This is a genomic window from Mesorhizobium sp. L48C026A00 (genome assembly GCF_000502375.1).
Classification (GTDB): Bacteria; Pseudomonadota; Alphaproteobacteria; order Rhizobiales; family Rhizobiaceae; genus Mesorhizobium; species Mesorhizobium muleiense.
In genome coordinates, this window is record NZ_AYWU01000007.1 from 219,247 (window position 1) to 235,090 (window position 15,844).

Annotated in this window: 14 protein-coding genes; 11 read left to right on the forward strand and 3 right to left on the reverse strand. The window is 63.7% G+C overall.

What is annotated here, in order from left to right:
- Positions 1 to 183: 183 nt before the first annotated feature.
- The 3 genes from X738_RS57610 to X738_RS57620 all read left to right on the forward strand — a co-directional run bounded on the left by X738_RS57610 (position 184) and on the right by X738_RS57620 (position 4,431).
- Positions 184 to 2,043: a sensor histidine kinase gene (locus tag X738_RS57610; RefSeq protein ID WP_031254902.1), complete on the forward strand. Its 1,860-nt coding sequence runs from the start codon at positions 184 to 186 to the stop codon at positions 2,041 to 2,043.
- A 13-nt stretch (positions 2,044 to 2,056) separates the two neighbouring features.
- Positions 2,057 to 3,412 carry a sigma-54-dependent transcriptional regulator gene (locus X738_RS57615; RefSeq protein ID WP_023799175.1) on the forward strand — a complete coding sequence of 452 codons (1,356 nt, stop codon included), beginning with the start codon at positions 2,057 to 2,059 and terminating at the stop codon, positions 3,410 to 3,412.
- Between the two features lie 293 nt (positions 3,413 to 3,705).
- Positions 3,706 to 4,431 carry a 3-keto-5-aminohexanoate cleavage protein gene (locus X738_RS57620; RefSeq protein ID WP_023799176.1) on the forward strand — a complete coding sequence of 242 codons (726 nt, stop codon included), beginning with the start codon at positions 3,706 to 3,708 and terminating at the stop codon, positions 4,429 to 4,431.
- A gap of 49 nt (positions 4,432 to 4,480) precedes the next feature.
- On the opposite strand, the gene X738_RS57625 is transcribed toward X738_RS57620, so the two are convergent.
- On the reverse strand, positions 4,481 to 5,311 hold the full coding sequence (locus X738_RS57625; protein WP_023799177.1) for an NAD(P)H-dependent oxidoreductase: 831 nt from the start codon (positions 5,309 to 5,311) through the stop codon (positions 4,481 to 4,483).
- Positions 5,312 to 5,404: 93 nt separating this feature from the next.
- On the opposite strand from X738_RS57625, the gene X738_RS57630 reads away from it, so the two are divergent.
- The 7 genes from X738_RS57630 to X738_RS57660 all read left to right on the forward strand — a co-directional run bounded on the left by X738_RS57630 (position 5,405) and on the right by X738_RS57660 (position 11,343).
- The gene (locus X738_RS57630) at positions 5,405 to 6,328 is read left to right on the forward strand and encodes a LysR family transcriptional regulator (protein WP_023799178.1); all 924 of its coding nucleotides are present in this window, start codon (positions 5,405 to 5,407) and stop codon (positions 6,326 to 6,328) included.
- Positions 6,329 to 6,496: 168 nt separating this feature from the next.
- Positions 6,497 to 7,033: an Lrp/AsnC family transcriptional regulator gene (locus tag X738_RS57635; protein ID WP_023799179.1), complete on the forward strand. Its 537-nt coding sequence runs from the start codon at positions 6,497 to 6,499 to the stop codon at positions 7,031 to 7,033.
- On the forward strand, positions 7,030 to 8,193 hold the full coding sequence (locus tag X738_RS57640) for a saccharopine dehydrogenase family protein (RefSeq protein ID WP_023799180.1): 1,164 nt from the start codon (positions 7,030 to 7,032) through the stop codon (positions 8,191 to 8,193). The genes X738_RS57635 and X738_RS57640 overlap by 4 nt, the downstream gene beginning before the upstream one ends.
- 113 nt (positions 8,194 to 8,306) lie before the next feature.
- Positions 8,307 to 9,095 carry an ABC transporter substrate-binding protein gene (locus X738_RS57645; protein ID WP_023799181.1) on the forward strand — a complete coding sequence of 263 codons (789 nt, stop codon included), beginning with the start codon at positions 8,307 to 8,309 and terminating at the stop codon, positions 9,093 to 9,095.
- A 147-nt stretch (positions 9,096 to 9,242) separates the two neighbouring features.
- On the forward strand, positions 9,243 to 9,914 hold the full coding sequence (locus X738_RS57650; RefSeq protein ID WP_023799182.1) for an amino acid ABC transporter permease: 672 nt from the start codon (positions 9,243 to 9,245) through the stop codon (positions 9,912 to 9,914).
- Positions 9,911 to 10,585, forward strand: a complete 675-nt coding sequence (locus X738_RS57655) for an amino acid ABC transporter permease (protein WP_023799183.1) — start codon at positions 9,911 to 9,913, stop codon at positions 10,583 to 10,585. The genes X738_RS57650 and X738_RS57655 overlap by 4 nt, the downstream gene beginning before the upstream one ends.
- A 29-nt stretch (positions 10,586 to 10,614) precedes the next feature.
- The gene (locus X738_RS57660; RefSeq protein WP_023799184.1) at positions 10,615 to 11,343 is read left to right on the forward strand and encodes an amino acid ABC transporter ATP-binding protein; all 729 of its coding nucleotides are present in this window, start codon (positions 10,615 to 10,617) and stop codon (positions 11,341 to 11,343) included.
- 391 nt (positions 11,344 to 11,734) lie between these two features.
- Here the strand turns inward: X738_RS57660 and X738_RS57665 are convergent, their stop codons facing one another.
- Both X738_RS57665 and X738_RS57675 read right to left on the reverse strand, forming a co-directional pair.
- The gene (locus X738_RS57665) at positions 11,735 to 12,529 is read right to left on the reverse strand and encodes a class I SAM-dependent methyltransferase (RefSeq protein ID WP_023799185.1); all 795 of its coding nucleotides are present in this window, start codon (positions 12,527 to 12,529) and stop codon (positions 11,735 to 11,737) included.
- Between the two features lie 1,193 nt (positions 12,530 to 13,722).
- Positions 13,723 to 15,027 (reverse strand): adenylate/guanylate cyclase domain-containing protein, encoded by a 1,305-nt coding sequence (locus X738_RS57675; RefSeq protein ID WP_198032816.1) that lies wholly within the window; start codon positions 15,025 to 15,027, stop codon positions 13,723 to 13,725.
- A gap of 156 nt (positions 15,028 to 15,183) precedes the next feature.
- Between X738_RS57675 and X738_RS84750 the strand changes: the two genes are divergently transcribed.
- Positions 15,184 to 15,324 (forward strand): hypothetical protein, encoded by a 141-nt coding sequence (locus X738_RS84750; RefSeq protein ID WP_023799189.1) that lies wholly within the window; start codon positions 15,184 to 15,186, stop codon positions 15,322 to 15,324.
- Positions 15,325 to 15,844: the final 520 nt, after the last annotated feature.

Here is a 15,844-nt window from a genome sequence, read left to right on the forward strand (position 1 = left end):
CCCCCAGCAGCCTCACGACCACTGAAGTCGTGTTTGCAACTGCCGTGCCAGACTGCGCTTAAGAGGCTATCGATTTGATTTTGTTGGGTATCCTCGAACTCAAGCTTTTGGCTTTGCCCACACAAAGTGCGGATGTTCGCATGGTCGAATTGTGCTTTGTGCGAAATCATGCACAAATGGGCGATGCTGCAACGACCCGCCGCTGCCTTGCCGTCGACGCCCGAGCAACTCGGCAGGCGAGCGCGCCGTGCCTGGCTGCTGTTTGCGGTAATCGCCCTTGCGACGGCCACGGCCGCACTTTACGGCGCCGGTCTCTATGGCCGCATCACGGAGCTCGGGACACTGACGGCGCAGGGCCGCACCGACGCCAATCTGAAGGTCGCGCTATTGCGCGCCGTTCTGGAAAGCCCGCGCGCCCTGCCCCTGCTTTTGTCGGAAGACCAGCAGGTGCGCGACGCGCTGGCGCAGAAAAGTGCTGCTGCAATCGATGTGCTGAATCGCAAGCTTGAAGGGCTGGTCTCCGGCACCAAGGCCTCGGTACTCTATGTCATCGGCAGCGACGGACTGGCGATCGCCTCCAGCAACTGGCGCGACCCGATCAGCTTTGTCGGCAACGACTACCGGTTCCGCGACTATTTCTCCGCAGCGATGCAATCCGGAACCGCCGAATATTTCGCGCTCGGCAATGTCAGCAAACGCCCAGGCCTCTACATCTCGCGACGCGTCGGCGATGCTGCCGCACCGCTCGGCGTCGTCGTCGTCAAGGCGGAGTTCGATCAGCTCGAAGCCGACTGGCACGAGGTGAACCGCCCGGCCTATGTCAGCGACGAGCGTGGTATCGTCCTGATCACCAGCGTGCGGTCCTGGCGCTTCATGACGACGGCGCCGCTTGCCGCGTCTGATCGTGCCGCCATCCAGAACAGCCAGCAGTTCGGCGACGCACCGCTGATGCCGTTGCCGATCACGCGCCCGCAGGCGCTCAGCCCGGACACATCCATCGTCCACGCGGTGACGCCCGGCGGCAGCGACGCGGAATATCTCCGGCTTTCAGCCCCGGTTGCTTCGACCCCCTGGCGGCTCGACTATCTCGTCCCGGCCGAGGCGCCGATCGCCGCCGCGGCCCGTGAAATGCGGCTCCTTGCGCTCGGCGTCTTGGTCCCGTTGCTCGGCCTTGCTGCGTATCTGTTGTGGCGCCGGCAGTCGGGACAAATGCGGATCGCCGCCGAACAGGCGGCGCGCACCGAACTCGAGCGCCGCGTCGTCGAACGAACCGAGGATCTGAGCCGTGCCCGCGATCGGCTGCAGGCGGAGATATCAGACCATCGCAGCACGGAAGCCAAGCTGCAGGTGGTGCAGCAGGATCTGGTCCAGGCCAACCGCCTCGCCATCCTCGGCCAGGTCGCCGCCGGCGTCGCCCATGAGATCAACCAGCCGGTTGCCACCATACGCGCCTATGCCGACAACGCCCGCGTCTTCCTCGACAGGAAGCAGACCGGGCCCGCCGAGGAAAACCTCGGCGCCATCGCAGCATTGACCGAGCGCATCGGCACCATCACCGAAGAATTGAAGGCCTTTGCCCGCAAGGGCCGCACCGCCGCCGAGCCTGTCGCATTGCGCGGTGTCATCGAGGGCGCCGTCGTGCTGTTGAGAAGCCGCTTTGCCGGCCGGCTCGACGCACTGGCGATCGACCTGCCACCGCCGAGCCTCAAGGTCATGGGCAACCGGGTCCGGCTCGAACAGGTGCTGATCAACCTCTTCCAGAACGCGCTTGAAGCGCTGGACGGCCGCAACGACGCTCATGTGCGGGTTTCGGTCGAGGAGACCGCGGACGGCGTGATGGTCGGCGTGTCCGATAACGGACCTGGCATTCCGCCAGGGATTCTCAAATCGCTGTTCACGCCGTTCAATACATCCAAGGAAAAAGGCCTCGGTCTTGGCCTTGTCATCTCGAAGGATATCGTCGCCGACTACGGCGGACGCATCGAGGTTTCGAGCGACGGCAGCGGCACCCGCTTCGCCATCCATCTCTTGAAAGCAGCATAGTGGCCAAGGCAGCATGACGAACGACGACGCAGCGCCGGTCATCTTGGTCGATGACGACAGCGATCTCCTCAAGGCCACCGCGCAGACGCTCGAGCTTGCCGGCTTTTCGGTCTCGGCTTTTTCGGTGGCGGCCGAGGCGCTGGCCAGGCTCGACACCGGTTTTGCCGGCGTGGTGGTGTCGGATATCCGCATGCCTGAGATTGACGGCTTGCAGCTTTTCAACCGCATCCTGCGGCTGGACCCGGACATCCCGGTCATCCTCGTCACCGGGCATGGCGACATCGCGGTTGCCGTCAAGGCGATCAAGGACGGCGCCTACGACTTCATCACAAAACCCTTCGCCGCCGACCGGCTGGTGCAGAGCGTGCGCCGCGCCGCGGAAAAGCGCCGCCTGGTGATGGAGAACCGCGCCTTGCGCGAGGCGGCCGGAGAGGCGCAGGACGGCCTGCCGCTGATCGGCCAGACGCCGGCGATGGAAAGGCTGCGCCGCACGCTGCGCCAGATCGCCGACACCGATGTCGACGTGCTGGTGACAGGCGAAACCGGTTCCGGCAAGGAAGTGGTGGCCAGCCTTTTGCATCGCTGGAGTCGCCGCGCCAAGGGCAATTTCGTCGCGCTGAATTGCGGCACGCTGCCCGAGACGGTCATCGAGAGCGAATTGTTCGGCCACGAGGCCGGCGCCTTCACCGGGGCGCAGAAGAAGCGGATCGGCCGTATCGAGCATGCCAGCGGCGGCACGCTGTTCCTCGACGAGATCGAAAGCATGCCGGTCTCGACACAGGTGCAGATGCTGCGCGTGCTGGAAATGCGCGAGGTCACCCCGCTTGGCACCAACGAAATGCGGCCGGTCGACCTGCGCGTCGTTGCGGCCGCCAAGGTCGATCTCGGCGATCCGCGCCAGCGCGGCGCTTTCCGCGAGGATCTTTATTACCGGCTCAACGTGGTGACGATCTCCATTCCGCCGCTGCGCGAGCGCCGCGACGACGTCGCACTGCTGTTCTTCTACTTCGCCGAGCGCGCCGCCGCCCGCTTCCGGCGTCCGCTGCCGGCGGTGCCGGCCGCGGTGCACCGCCATCTCAGGGAGCATGACTGGCCTGGCAATGTACGCGAGCTCGCGCATTTCGCCGAACGCTTCGTGCTTGGACTGGAGGAAGACGCAGGAGTGGCATCCCCTGCCCCAGCCCCGCCGGATGCCGCCATGAAACTGCCGGAACGGCTGGAGCGCTACGAGGCCGACATCATCCGCGAGACGCTTAACCGCACCGAGGGCGACGTCAGGCGCACCATCGAAGCGCTGGGGATTCCGCGCAAGACCTTTTATGACAAGCTGCAGCGCCACGGCATCGTGCGCAGCGAGTTTTCGAGGTAGAGGGGCCAATGTCGGCGCTGCCCCTCATTGCCCTGCCAGGCATTTCTCCCCGTAGAACCGGGAGAAAGAAGCCTTCGCCGAAGATTTCGCCAAAAACCAACGTTGCAGAAAGAGCGCCCGAGGTTGCAGCCAGCCCCTTCTCCCCGTTCTACGGGGAGAAGGTCCCGGCAGGGGGATGAGGGGCAGCGGCAACGTCTGCAAACGTCCCTCCCGCAGCAACTCTCCTGACGCGAACCGATTCCGGTTTTCGCCATCCTGCGCTACACTTGGTCCACTTCAACCGGACCACTCTCATGATTGTCCAGACCTGCATCAATGGCGCGCGCAGCGCCGATTTCCATCCGCAGCTGCCGCTTGACGCGGACGCCATGGCGCGTGACGGCGCGTCCTGCGTGGCCGCCGGTGCGGCCGAGCTGCATGTCCATGCACGCGGGCTCGACGGCCGCGAAAGCCTTGCCCCGGCGACAATGGACCGTACCGTGTTGGCGCTGCGCCGCGCCTGCCCGGGAACGCTGATTGGCGTGTCGACCGGCGCGTGGATCGAGAATGATGACGAGCGCACACTTGCGGCGATCGCCGGCTGGAGCGAATTGCCCGACTATGCGTCGGTCAATCTGAGCGAGAAGGCCGCGCCCGAGATCATGCAAAGCCTGCGGCAGCGCGGCATCGGCATCGAGGCCGGGCTCGCCTCGGTCGCTGATGCCGAGCGCCTGGTCCGCCTCGACAATGGCAACCAGGTGCTGCGCATCCTGATCGAGATTTCCGAGCAGGAATTGGACGAGGCGCTGGAAGCCTGCGACGGCATCGTGGCGGTGCTCGACCACGCAGGGGTGCGTCGCGCCATCCTGCTGCACGGTGCCGACGCCACGGTGTGGCCGTTCGTGCACCGAGCGGCGGAGCGGCGTTGGTCGACGCGTGTCGGGCTGGAGGACGGCAAGGCGCTTCCGGACGGCACTACGGCATCCGGCAATGCCGCACTGACGGCCGCTGCGGTTGCGATCTTCCGGGCCGGTCGTTGATTCATCCCGTAGGCTTCGGGCGCCTTGCCGATCTTCTCGGGATGCTGCGTCAGGCCACGTCCCGCAAAGTCGAACGCGGCGTAGCCGATTTCGCGGTTGCGCGATCCTCGTGAAGCGCAAACCCTGCTGCGCCCGGGTCGCCCAGCTCAGAGCGGAGCTGCATGCTCGGGATGTGGTAGTCGCCGCCATTCTGCTGCCGGTAGGGAATGGGCCGGGTTGTCTCGAGCGTCCGCATCCTTTCGCGCAGCCGCTCCGCGACAGGCTCGAAATCGGCCTCGCCAAAACGATCCACTCTGTAGACGACGAACGGCGGAAGCACGTCGTAGCCCGGATAGTAAAGGATCCCGTGATTGATCGGGAACAGCAGGTCGTCGATCGGGCCGTTGACGCCGCGGGCGGAATAATGCTCCTCCCAGCCGCCGGCGGTCACGATCAGCATCGCGCGCTTGCCGGCGAGCGTTCCCTCGCCAAAGCGGTCACCCCACCGCTTGTCGCTGTGCTCGCCGACACCATAGGCGAAGCCGTAGGCGTACACCCGGTCGACCCAGCCCTTGAGGATTGCCGGCATGGCATACCACCACAGCGGGAACTGAAGGATCAGCGTGTCGGCCCACAGCAGCTTGTCGATCTCTGCTTTAACATCTTCGGTTAGCGTGTTGCTCGCAAAAGCCTTTTTGGATGCCCCAGCCGGCAGGAATCGTTGCTCGGGCGGCCACGACGGAAAGTCGGCACGGTCCACCTCGGCTTTCCAGCCATCGGCATAGAGGTCCGATATCAGCACCTCGTGGCCCTGGGCCTCGAGTTCCCTGATGGCGGCGTCGCGCAGTGCGCCGTTGAGCGAACGCGGTTCAGGATGAGCAAAAACAAGCAGGACTTTCATGGATCAACTCCGAAGAAGGACAATGAACGTTGAAGGTAGCCAGCCCCTGGGTGATCCGCTACATCTGAGCAATGCATAAGATTATGCCGAATAATGGATAGATCAGATGTGACCCTCGAGCGCATGCGCACCTTCGTTCGCGTCGCCGAGCGCGGCAGCCTCTCGGCGGTGGCGCGCGAGCTCGGTGTTGGGCAGTCGACGGTTACACGGCATTTGCGCGAGCTCGAAGACGCCGTCGGGGTGCCCTTGCTCAGCAGGACCACCCGGCGTGTCACGATGACCGATGAAGGCAGCCGTTACTATGCCGATAGCGTCCAGATCCTGCGCCTCGTCGAGCAGGCCGGCGACGAGGCGCGGGGCACGCGCGGCGCGTCGGCCGGCACGATCCGGATATCCTGCACGGCGGCGCTCGGGGTCTTGCACATCAGCCGGCTGATCTTCGCCTTTCAGGACCGCTACCCCGACATCGGTGTCGATCTCAGCCTCACCGACGAGCGCATCGACCTTGTGCGGGAGGGCGTCGACATCGCGCTTCGCCTCGGTCCGCTCACCGACAGCTCGATGAAACTGCGGGCGCTCGGCCAGTCCCGGCGTCTGCTGGTGGCAGCACCGGCCTATCTGGCGGCGCGGGGCAGACCGGCCGTCCCACAGGACCTGCCTGGCCACGAAGGCATCCGGATGTCGAACATCGCGGGAAGCGACACGCTCGCCCTGCAGGGGCCGGGCGGCGACCGCCATGCGGTGTCCTTTGGCGGCCGATTTCGGGTCGACCATGGGCTCGCCGCACGCGAAGCACTCGTCGCCGGGCGCGGTATCGCACCTGCCCATCACTGGCTTGTCGACGATCTCCTCGCGGCCGGCCGGCTGGAAGTGATCCTGCCGGACTACGCCCCGTCTCCCATTCCGCTGAGCATGCTGATCGTCCCGGAGCGCGCCGGGATTGCCAGGGTCCGGCTGCTGGTCGATTTTCTCGCCGAGCGGATCGGCGGCATTCCGGGGATCGAGAAACCGCGTTAGTCGGCATACCCTCGGTCGGCTGCGGCTGGCAAAGCCCTCCGTCTTCCGGGATGCGGCCTTGTTGACAGTGGCCGAACGCTCTTGCGATTTAAAAAGATAAACCCTAAGCTGTTTTCACATCAGAAAGAAAAGTCGATAAATTCTTTTCATTTATGAAAGCCTGAGTGTTTGCGGGAACATCTCGATCAGACCGACCGGCGACTGGTCAAGCTGCTGTCGCAGGATGCGCAGCTTGGCGTCAATCGCCTCGCCGAGAAAATGGCCGTCTCGGTGCCGACGGTGCGCATGCGGCTGCGCAACCTGCTTGACCGCAACCTGCTCAAGATCGTCGGGCTGCTCAACCTGACCGAGCGCCCAGAATTGATCTCGGCGATCGTCGGCATCAATGCGCAGGGGCGCGGCCGCGCCCGGGAACTGGCGCAGCGCATCGCCGAACTGCCTTTCGTGAACTCGGCCTCGGTGGTCACCGGACGTTTCGACATCATCGTCGACGTGACGGTGGCCGGCGATGTCGCCGATCTCTATCGCGTCACCAGCGAACTGATCCCCGGCGCCGGCGAGCCAGGCGAAGTCGTGCGCAGCGAGACGTTCGTCGTCATGGCCTCCTGCAACAAATGGGTCAGCCTGCCGGAAGGCTGCTGGTCGGACGAGACCAAGCGCGACGAAACTGGGCGCGACGATACTGGGCGAAAGGAAATACCATGAAGATCGCGGTTCTCGGCGGCCTCGGCCTGCAAGGCCGGGCGGCGATCGCCGATCTCGTCGCCAGCGCCGATGTCGAAGAGGTCGTCTGCGTCGATACTGCGCCGAATGGGGCAGCCCGGCTTGGCGGCCTGACCGACCTTGCCCGCGTGCGTTTCGTCGTGCCCGAAGGCGCGATCGCCCCTGTGTTGGCGAGCGTGCTGGCGGGTGTCGACGCCGCCATCGATCTGTTGCCGCAGCCGCTGATGCGCGAGGCGGTGCAGGCCGCGATCGCGACGCGCACGCCGCTGGTCACCACCAATTACGGCAAGACGATCGCCGACCTTGCCCCGGCAGCGGAAGCGGCCGGCGTTTCGATCATGACCGAATGCGGGCTCGACCCCGGCATCGACCTTGTGCTCTACGCGCGCGCCGCCCGTCAGTTCGACGCCATCACCGCGATCGATTCCTATTGCGGCGGTATCCCCGAGCCGAAGGCGATGGCCAAGCCGCTGTGCTACAAGGTGAGCTGGAACTTCGACATGGTTCTGATGAGCCAGAACCGCGACAGCGTGCTGGTCGAGAACGGCAAGCGGGTCGAAGTGCCGGCCGGCCAGCAACATGAAAATCGCTTTATCCACGAGATCGAGATCGCCGGGCTCGGCAGGCTGGAAGCCTTCCCCAATGGCGATGCGCCGCATTATGCCGGCATGCTTGCCGCCGCCAAGGGGTTGCAGCGCTCCGGCCGCTATTCGTTGCGCTGGCCGGGTTGGTCGGCGTTCTGGGCGCCGCTGAAGGAGCTTGGCTTCCTTTCCGAAGACAAGGTGCCCGGCGTTGGCGCCAGCCCACGCGAATTTCTCGGCCGGCTGCTCGGCCCGCAACTGCAATATGGCGCCGACGAAAAGGACCTGTGCGTGATGCGCAATGTCTTTACCGGCACCCAGGATGGCCGCCGCAAGACGGTGATGTCGGACCTGGTCATCGAACGCGACCTCGCCTCCGGCCTGTTCGGCATGAGCCTTGGCGTCGGCTATCCCGCCAGCATCGTGGCGCAGGTGCTGGCGCGGGGCGAAATTACCGAGCCCGGCCTGCTCAATCCGCTGCTGCATGTGCCCGACGGCCGCTTTCTCGATGAACTGGCCAGACGCGGTATACGCGTATCCGAAACGATCGACTGGGACTGAAGGATTTTCGAACGGTGGCCGCCGCCGGCAACGGCGCTGCCGCTCAAAAAGCACCCCCAAAGGGGTGGAACAACAAAGTGAAAATAACAAACGACAACAAGGAGGAATGCCCAATGACGATTGCCAAGCTTTTCATCGCAGGTCTTGCGCTCGCCGGCCTCACTGCCGCGGCCAGTGCCGGAACGCTCGACGAGATCACCAAGCGCGGCGAATTGCGCGTTGCCGTGCAGACGCAGGGACCGCCCTTCTCGCTGGTCGGCGCTGCCGGCGAGCGCACCGGCAGTTCGGTCGAGCTTGCCGAACTGATGGCCAAGGAAATGGGCGTCAAGATCACCTTTTTGGATTTCGATTGGGACGGCCTGATCCCGGCCCTGCTGTCGGGCAAGGCCGATCTTCTGGTCGCCGACATGACGCCGACGCTGGCACGGGCGATGAAGGTCGCCTTCACCAAGCCCTATATGTACACGGGCAGCACCGTCTTCACCAAGGCCGACGGCAAGTTCAAATCCACCGAGGATTGCAAGGCCAAGGGTACCAAGATCGCCGTGCTGCTCGGCGCCACCGGCGAGAAGGAGGCCAAGAAGGCTTTCCCGGACGCCGACATCAAGAGCTACAAGGGCGGCGGCCCGCTGCTGCTTGACGCCGTCAACAACGGCCAGGCCGATTGCGGCGTCAACGACGTCTCGGCGGTCAAGGGCCAGTCGACCGCCTACCCGGCCGGCAGCTTCACCATCATGCCGGACATGCTGTCGAAGGAGCCGCTGGCCTTCGCCACGCGCTATGACGAGCAGGACCTGCTGACCTGGATGAACCTGTTCCTCGACCAGGTCAGCCTCGACGGCCGCCTGCAGAAGAACCTCGACTACTGGGTCAATTCCGACGACTGGAAGAAAGATCACTGAGTAGAGTTAATAGGCAATAGTGAATAGTGAATAGTGAATAGTGAATAGTAAGTATTAGATCACTACTCGCTATTCGCTGTTCACTACTCCCTATTTAACCATTCACTATTCACCATTCACCGCCATTCACCATTCACCGCCCCACCCATGCTCGAAAATTTCAGCTTCCGCACCATTGTCGAATATCTGCCGCTGTTCGGGCAGGGCCTCGTCACGACCGTGTGGCTGTCTGTCCTCGCCTTTGCCGGGGCGCTCACCGTCGGCATCGTGCTCGCCGCCATGAACCTGCAGCGCGGCCGGCTGTTCCGCATGCCGGCCAAGGCCTATATCGACGCGGTGCGCGCCACGCCCTTGCTGGCGCAGCTCTATTTCCTCTATTTCGGGCTGCCGCGGCTCGGCATCATCCTGCCTGAGCTCGTCGTCGGCATCCTTGCTTTGTCGCTGAACAGCGGCGCCTATGTCGCCGAGATCATCCGCGCCGGCATTCTGTCGATCCCGCGCGGCCAGGTCGAGGCCGGCGTCGCCTCGGGGATGACCTATGTCCAGCGCATGCGCTTCGTCATCCTGCCGCAGGCGTTCAAGGTGACGATCCCGCCGCTGCTCGGCCAGGCGATCGTGCTGGTCAAGGATTCCGCTCTGCTGTCGCTGATCGCGGTCGCCGAACTGACGCGCGCCGGACAATTGCTCGCCTCCGACCGCTTCATGCCGGCGGAAGGTTTCATCACCATCGCCGCCTTCTACCTGCTGCTCTATTACGGGCTGAAGGGACTGGCGGCGGTGTCCGGGCGCTGGCTCGGCCTCGCGGGGGCACGGACATGATCTGGCAGCAGCTGCAAAGCATAGCCGGCAGCTATCCCCTCGCCCTGCGCGGCCTCGGCATGACCGTGATGCTGTCGCTGGTCAGCCTGGTGCTGGGCACGCTGATCGGCTTTGGCCTCGGCATCCTGCGGACCGGCGGCAACCGGCTGATCAGCGGCGTGATCGGCGCCTGGGTCGACCTGATCCGCGGTACGCCGTTCCTGGTGCAGATCTTCCTGATCTTCTTCATCCTGCCGGAACTCGGCATCGAGCTCGACGCCTTCACTGCCGGCATCATCGCGCTGACCAATCTGGCCGCCTGCTTCATCTGCGAGATCGTCCTCGCCGGCATCCGCTCGGTGCCGACCGGCCAGGTCGAGGCGGCGCTGGCGTCCGGTCTGTCGCGCTGGCAGCGCATGCGCCAGGTGGTGCTGCCGCAGGCGATGCGCATCGTGCTGCCGCCGCTGGTCGGGCAATATGTGCTGCTGATCAAGGATTCCTCTGTCGTTTCGGCTATCGGGCTCACCGACCTCACCCGCGTCGGCTGGCTGGTTGTGCAACGCGTGCCCAACGGCCTGCTGGTCTTCTTCCTCGTCGGCCTCGGCTATTTCATCGTCTGTTATCCGCTGATCCTGCTGGCGCGCCGGCTTGAGCAGCGCATGGGTGCGGCCCATGGCGAGGTGCAGTTGTGACGTTGAACCTCAGCAAAAATGGTACCGGCATGATCGAGTTTCGCGGCGTCAACAAATGGTTCGGCGCGCTCAATGTGCTCAAGGACATCACGCTCAGCGTCGAGCCGCGCGAAGTGGTCGTCGTCTGCGGGCCGAGCGGTTCGGGCAAGAGCACGCTGATCCGCTGCATCAACGGGCTGGAGACGATCCTTGACGGCGACCTGGTGGTCGACGGCCAGCACCTCGGCGACCCCGCCACCAACATGACGCGGCTGCGCACCGAGATCGGCTTCGTCTTCCAGTCCTTCAACCTCTATCCGCACAAGACCGCGCTCGAGAACGTGACGCTGGCGCCGATCCATGTCCGCAAGATCCCGCGCGCCGAGGCCGAGAAGGCCGGGCGCGAGCTGCTTGCCAAGGTCGGCCTTGCCGACAAGGTCAATGCCTATCCCGCACAACTCTCCGGCGGCCAGCAGCAGCGCGTCGCGATCGCCCGCTGCCTCGGTATGCGCCCCAAGATCATGCTATTCGACGAGCCGACCTCGGCGCTCGACCCTGAGATGATCTCGGAAGTGCTCGACGTCATGGTCGCGGTCGCCGAGGAGGGCATGACCATGATGGTGGTGACCCACGAAATGGGCTTTGCCCGCAAGGTCGCCCAGCGCGTGGTGTTCATGGATGCCGGCGCCATCGTCGAGAGCGGCACGCCGGATGAATTCTTCTCGCACCCCAAGACCGACCGCAGCCGCGCCTTCCTGAGCAAGATTCTGCGGCATTAGAGTCAAAACTCAACCAGCTGGCTGTCGCCAACGGCCGAGACGGGTGGAATGTTGCCATTCGTCTCGTTGATGGTAACGAGCAATTAGCGCCAGAAGCGGTCACTCCGTAGCAAGCCCTTGAATGACCGCAATGGGGCCTTAGCGGTCAGTCGGCTTGCGGTGCAGGGGATAACGATAGCGGACATTCAACCTGCAAGGCCCGATGTCGTGGCCTGACCCCAGGCGGACCTCCCACCCGGTCTGCTTTTGCGTGGCTGTAATGACCGGACCTGACCTACACCGCCTTGACCACAGGGCGTGCAGCGATTCGCGAGAGGCGAGGGATTGTCGCCGCGTCAACCAGGAGGGCCTGTCTTTCGCAGCGCGTTTGGATGCTTTGCCGGAATGGGCGTTAAGCAGTGCCTCGGACTGCCCAGGCAACGCTCGCAAATCCGCGAGGGCCGTCGCTGTCGCCGCCAAGGTAAGCTGCTCTCACCGCGTCCCGAAGCCGGTCTCGCCTCGTCTCAGGTAGACCGTCAAAAAAGCCGCCAAACGTTCCCTGTCCGTAAACCATCGGATACCAGAAGTCTTCGAAATTTGCATAGTCCATACGGATCGCGAGCACCGTGTCTGCGACATCCGCAAAGCCTGCATGCTCGAAGACTTCGCGCAACTCTCCTTCGCCGGTCATCGGCTGCTTTGCGCTTGTCGGGCTTATATCGGCTGCTTCCGGCTCGATCGCGACGATTGCGTCCCAGAACAAACGCCAACTCGGCATGCCGCCGTAAGCCCAGACCGCAGCCGCGGCCCTGCCGCCGGGCCGCAGGACACGCCGCATTTCCCGCACCGCTCGATGCGGATCCGACGCGAAGTGTAGCACCAAGAGGGAGTAGACGCCGTCAAACTCCCCATCTCCATGGGGCAGCGCACAGATATCACCTTTTTGGGCTTTTATTCTGGGATCGGTCGTGCGCTTGCGCAGAGCGGTGACGAAGTCCTCCTCAAAGTCCACGGCCTCGATCGCTGCCAGATTGAGATAAGCCGCCAACGCCAAGGTCAGACTGCCGGTACCACATCCCGCATCGAGCACGCAGCCACCGGGTGGCACTCCCGAAAAATCGAGGAATGGTTCGGCCAGCCGCCGGCTCCAGCGTCCCATGATGGCTTCATAGCCATCCGCACCTTTGGCGACGAAATTTGATGGCATGTGATCCTCGACGCCTTTCAGGTGGTCTCCGTCAGGCTGAGCCCCTTTTGCAACGCGACTATGGCACATGTGTCAGGATAATCTATCCAGTGACGGGCTGATCCCTTTTTGCTGGTCCAAGAGGAGACTTGTTAACCACGTGCCGGATGTCCGCTTCTGGCGCAACGTGCTCGTTCTGGCTGTTGAGCCGAATGGCAACTTCCCATCCATTTCGGCCGTTGGCGGCGGCCAGCTGGTGGAGTTTTGACGCTGCACGTCGGCGTGCGAGATCGCCGCTGCCGGGACGGCCGGTCGCCGGCACGCGCTCGGGCGGGGGTGGGGTCGAATGTGGGGCCTACCCGATATGCAGGCGGCTGGTTTCAGCGGCAGGCCCAGTCGACAGCTGGGGAGGTAATGATCACAAATACCCACCGCTCGCTTCAACACAAGTGCATGGTCTGCGGTCTCCCACTGCACTGATCGGCCCCGACGATGTGGTGTGCGACCTGACGTGGAGCGCATCGCGTCAAGCCCTTGAGACCGGTTCGGGGGCCGCCGCCCGCCACTTAGTTACAGTAGCGATGCTGTGGTGGTGATCGCAATAGACGCGGTCCGGCGAGGTTGGCCCAGCACAAAAGCGGTGGCCGCCGGGCACTAACGGGTCTTCGCGAACCGGAAAGCGGCATTGACAGGAACCCAGCCTAATGAGGGGACGCCGCTCGTACTTACTTAGTCTGGGAATTTCAGGCATGATGTCTTTCAGGATCCTAGGGTTGGCAGTAGGCCATCGCCATGACGTACGAGTCTGCTTCCACCGTGAAGGGCAGCACGACCGTGTCGGGGCGAGCTTTCCTCGCCTTGGCTGGCTATGGACCACCATGTGGTATCGGGCGCTGCTTCAATGAAGTCCGAGGTTTGCTTTCAGAAGCCATTTGATTGCTGCTGGAGGCCACAGCTGCTGATGGTAGGTGCGCTTGGACTTTCCAAGACAGGAAGACCGTCGGACCCGCTGCGGCTCCACCTTTGCCGATTGTGTTTGCAGCTTCGCGGCGTTTGGCGACCATGTTGCGCCTTGCGACCGCCGAACCCGGCTGACGNGCTTGCCGATTGTGTTTGCAGCTTCGCGGCGTTTGGCGACCATGTTGCGCCTTGCGACCGCCGAACCCGGCTGACGCGAGGTTTGGAGCTCCAATGCGTCGCTTCAACCAGCGGCGTCAGAGTCCGTGTTCCGGTACGGTGAACAGGCTCACAGGGTCAGGGATGCCGCGGATGGGGAAGTCGCCCAGTTCCTCGACGGGCTCTTCGATCAATTCAGCAACCCTGTCGGACAGGAGCAAGCGCCGCCCGGTCGTTTTCGATAGCGGTTCGATCCGCGCCGCCAGATTGACAGTGCGCCCAATGGCGGTGAAGTCGAGCCGATCCCTGGATCCGATATTGCCGAAGAATACGGGACCGCGATGCAGCGCAATTCCCATGCTGAGCGGCCGCCAGGACAGGTCGCGCGACGGCTCGCCGGACTGAGCCTCGTTCAGGCTGTCCACCGCAGCCAAACCGTTCCGAGCGGCGGCGAGTGCCGCAGCGGCGGCGGCCGGCGCCGACTGCGTGCCGAAAATGGGGAAGGCCGCTAGCATGCCGTCACCGACAAATTTCAGGACCTCACCGCCTTGTTCATGCACCGCATCCACGAGACCTTCGAAAAAGGCGTTCAGCAGCCGGATCATCTCGGCGCTAGCGATGCGATCCGAGAGGCTGGTGAAGTTGCGCATGTCGGATACCCAGATGACCGCCTCGATGGTCTCGCCAAATCCGCGCCTTATGTCACCGGCGAGGACCCGCTTGCCAATGCGTCGGCCGAGATACGCATCGAGCACGTGCTCCGCGATCTTGCCACGCGAGACGATCTCGACATTGAGCGCCAGAGCCGGGCGCAACGCCTCGACGGCTTCGATGGTGGCGCGGGAAAAGCCCCCTGCTTGCCGTGTGGCAAGCGTCATCAGCGTAAACTGGCGGTCGTCCCGCTTCAGCGCGAAGCCCCAATAGTCCGTGTATCCGGCCTCCGCGAGGGTCTGCATGATCGGGTATGTCGACTGCGCCACTGAATCCTGGGGGTTCACCCGAATTGACCGGCCCTCCTCGATGATCGGCCTGAGGGGGCTGGTCAGATAGTCGGTTGTTTCGCGGACATGCGCGTTGACTTCCACCTCATCACAGACACCGAGATCTCCGCGCCAGTGCGCCGTGATGCCCACAAGCTGCGGATGCAGCGTCGACATGTTGAGCGTTGCCCGCTCGATCGGCTGGCCTGCCGCGACCAGTCGGGCGATGACGCCGTCCAGCAGCCCTGCCGGTCCGGCGGATGCTGCCGTCCCCGACATCAGCCAGTCGAGCGCCGTGCCATCATCTGTCGTGACTAGCGAAATGGGTCGGCGCCGGACCAACTGGAGATCAGGCGGATATTCCAACCCCACCGGACCAGTCGACAGCGATGCTTCAGCGAGTTCGGATCGTTGAGCCGGCATCATTCCTCGCGGCGTCATTCAAACGACAGATAGGCTTCCGAGGGGCAATCGCCAAGCTCCTATCATACGGCCTTTGAGCCCATCACTGTCTACAAAACGGTCTTGCCGACTTCTGCTTCTCCCTACGTTCCTCGATCGGGAGCATGAGGTAGCAACATGTCCAAGCTGAAAATCGCGGTCATCATTGGTTTCACGCGCGATTCCCGTTTCGGGCCGGCGCCCGGACAATGGATCTTCGAACTGGCCCGGAAGCGCGAAGAACACGATGTGGAACTTCTCGACCTGAAGGCGGGTTAGGTGACTGCAAAGCGCTGCGCCGCAGGTGGATCTGGTCACTCCGCCGAAGCAGGCGCCAGCAATGTCTGGCGCGACCTGCTCGCGCAGATGAGCCAAGGGCAACTTTTCGCTCTCTACGGTCGTTCAGTTGCGAGCGTNTGTCTGGCGCGACCTGCTCGCGCAGATGAGCCAAGGGCAACTTTTCGCTCTCTACGGTCGTTCAGTTGCGAGCGTCGCATGACGCGATCTGACCCGAAGCAGACTCTCCCAAACGGACCCGTACATGACAGCGTTGCGCTTAATGTCGGTCATTGAGATGATCTTTGCTGTTGCCCGATAGCAGACGCTGCCGGCGATCACCCTAGACATCGTAATTGCGCCATTTCGTGACCTTTGCGGACGCCGTCAGAAAGGTCCGGTTCCTGACACATTCTGCCTTCGGACCGCGCAATGACGCCCTGAACCCGTAAGCGTGGCCCCGGCTCGCAGCCCGAGCTAGTGCCGGGTCGGCCGCGGCAGGATTTGACGGAGCACCGTTTGG

Bases quoted from the DNA above. Each gene is read 5' to 3' on its own strand.
- X738_RS57630 (WP_023799178.1), top strand. From the start codon at position 5,405: ATGGATAGATCAGATGTGACCCTCGAGCGCATGCGCACCTTCGTTCGC.
- X738_RS57650 (WP_023799182.1), top strand. From the start codon at position 9,243: ATGCTCGAAAATTTCAGCTTCCGCACCATTGTCGAATATCTGCCGCTG.
- X738_RS57675 (WP_198032816.1), bottom strand. From the start codon at position 15,027: ATGCCGGCTCAACGATCCGAACTCGCTGAAGCATCGCTGTCGACTGGT.
- X738_RS57615 (WP_023799175.1), top strand. From the start codon at position 2,057: ATGACGAACGACGACGCAGCGCCGGTCATCTTGGTCGATGACGACAGC.
- X738_RS57665 (WP_023799185.1), bottom strand. From the start codon at position 12,529: ATGCCATCAAATTTCGTCGCCAAAGGTGCGGATGGCTATGAAGCCATC.
- X738_RS57645 (WP_023799181.1), top strand. From the start codon at position 8,307: ATGACGATTGCCAAGCTTTTCATCGCAGGTCTTGCGCTCGCCGGCCTC.
- X738_RS57640 (WP_023799180.1), top strand. From the start codon at position 7,030: ATGAAGATCGCGGTTCTCGGCGGCCTCGGCCTGCAAGGCCGGGCGGCG.
- X738_RS57610 (WP_031254902.1), top strand. From the start codon at position 184: ATGCTGCAACGACCCGCCGCTGCCTTGCCGTCGACGCCCGAGCAACTC.
- X738_RS57660 (WP_023799184.1), top strand. From the start codon at position 10,615: ATGATCGAGTTTCGCGGCGTCAACAAATGGTTCGGCGCGCTCAATGTG.
- X738_RS57655 (WP_023799183.1), top strand. From the start codon at position 9,911: ATGATCTGGCAGCAGCTGCAAAGCATAGCCGGCAGCTATCCCCTCGCC.
- X738_RS57625 (WP_023799177.1), bottom strand. From the start codon at position 5,311: ATGAAAGTCCTGCTTGTTTTTGCTCATCCTGAACCGCGTTCGCTCAAC.
- X738_RS84750 (WP_023799189.1), top strand. From the start codon at position 15,184: ATGTCCAAGCTGAAAATCGCGGTCATCATTGGTTTCACGCGCGATTCC.
- X738_RS57620 (WP_023799176.1), top strand. From the start codon at position 3,706: ATGATTGTCCAGACCTGCATCAATGGCGCGCGCAGCGCCGATTTCCAT.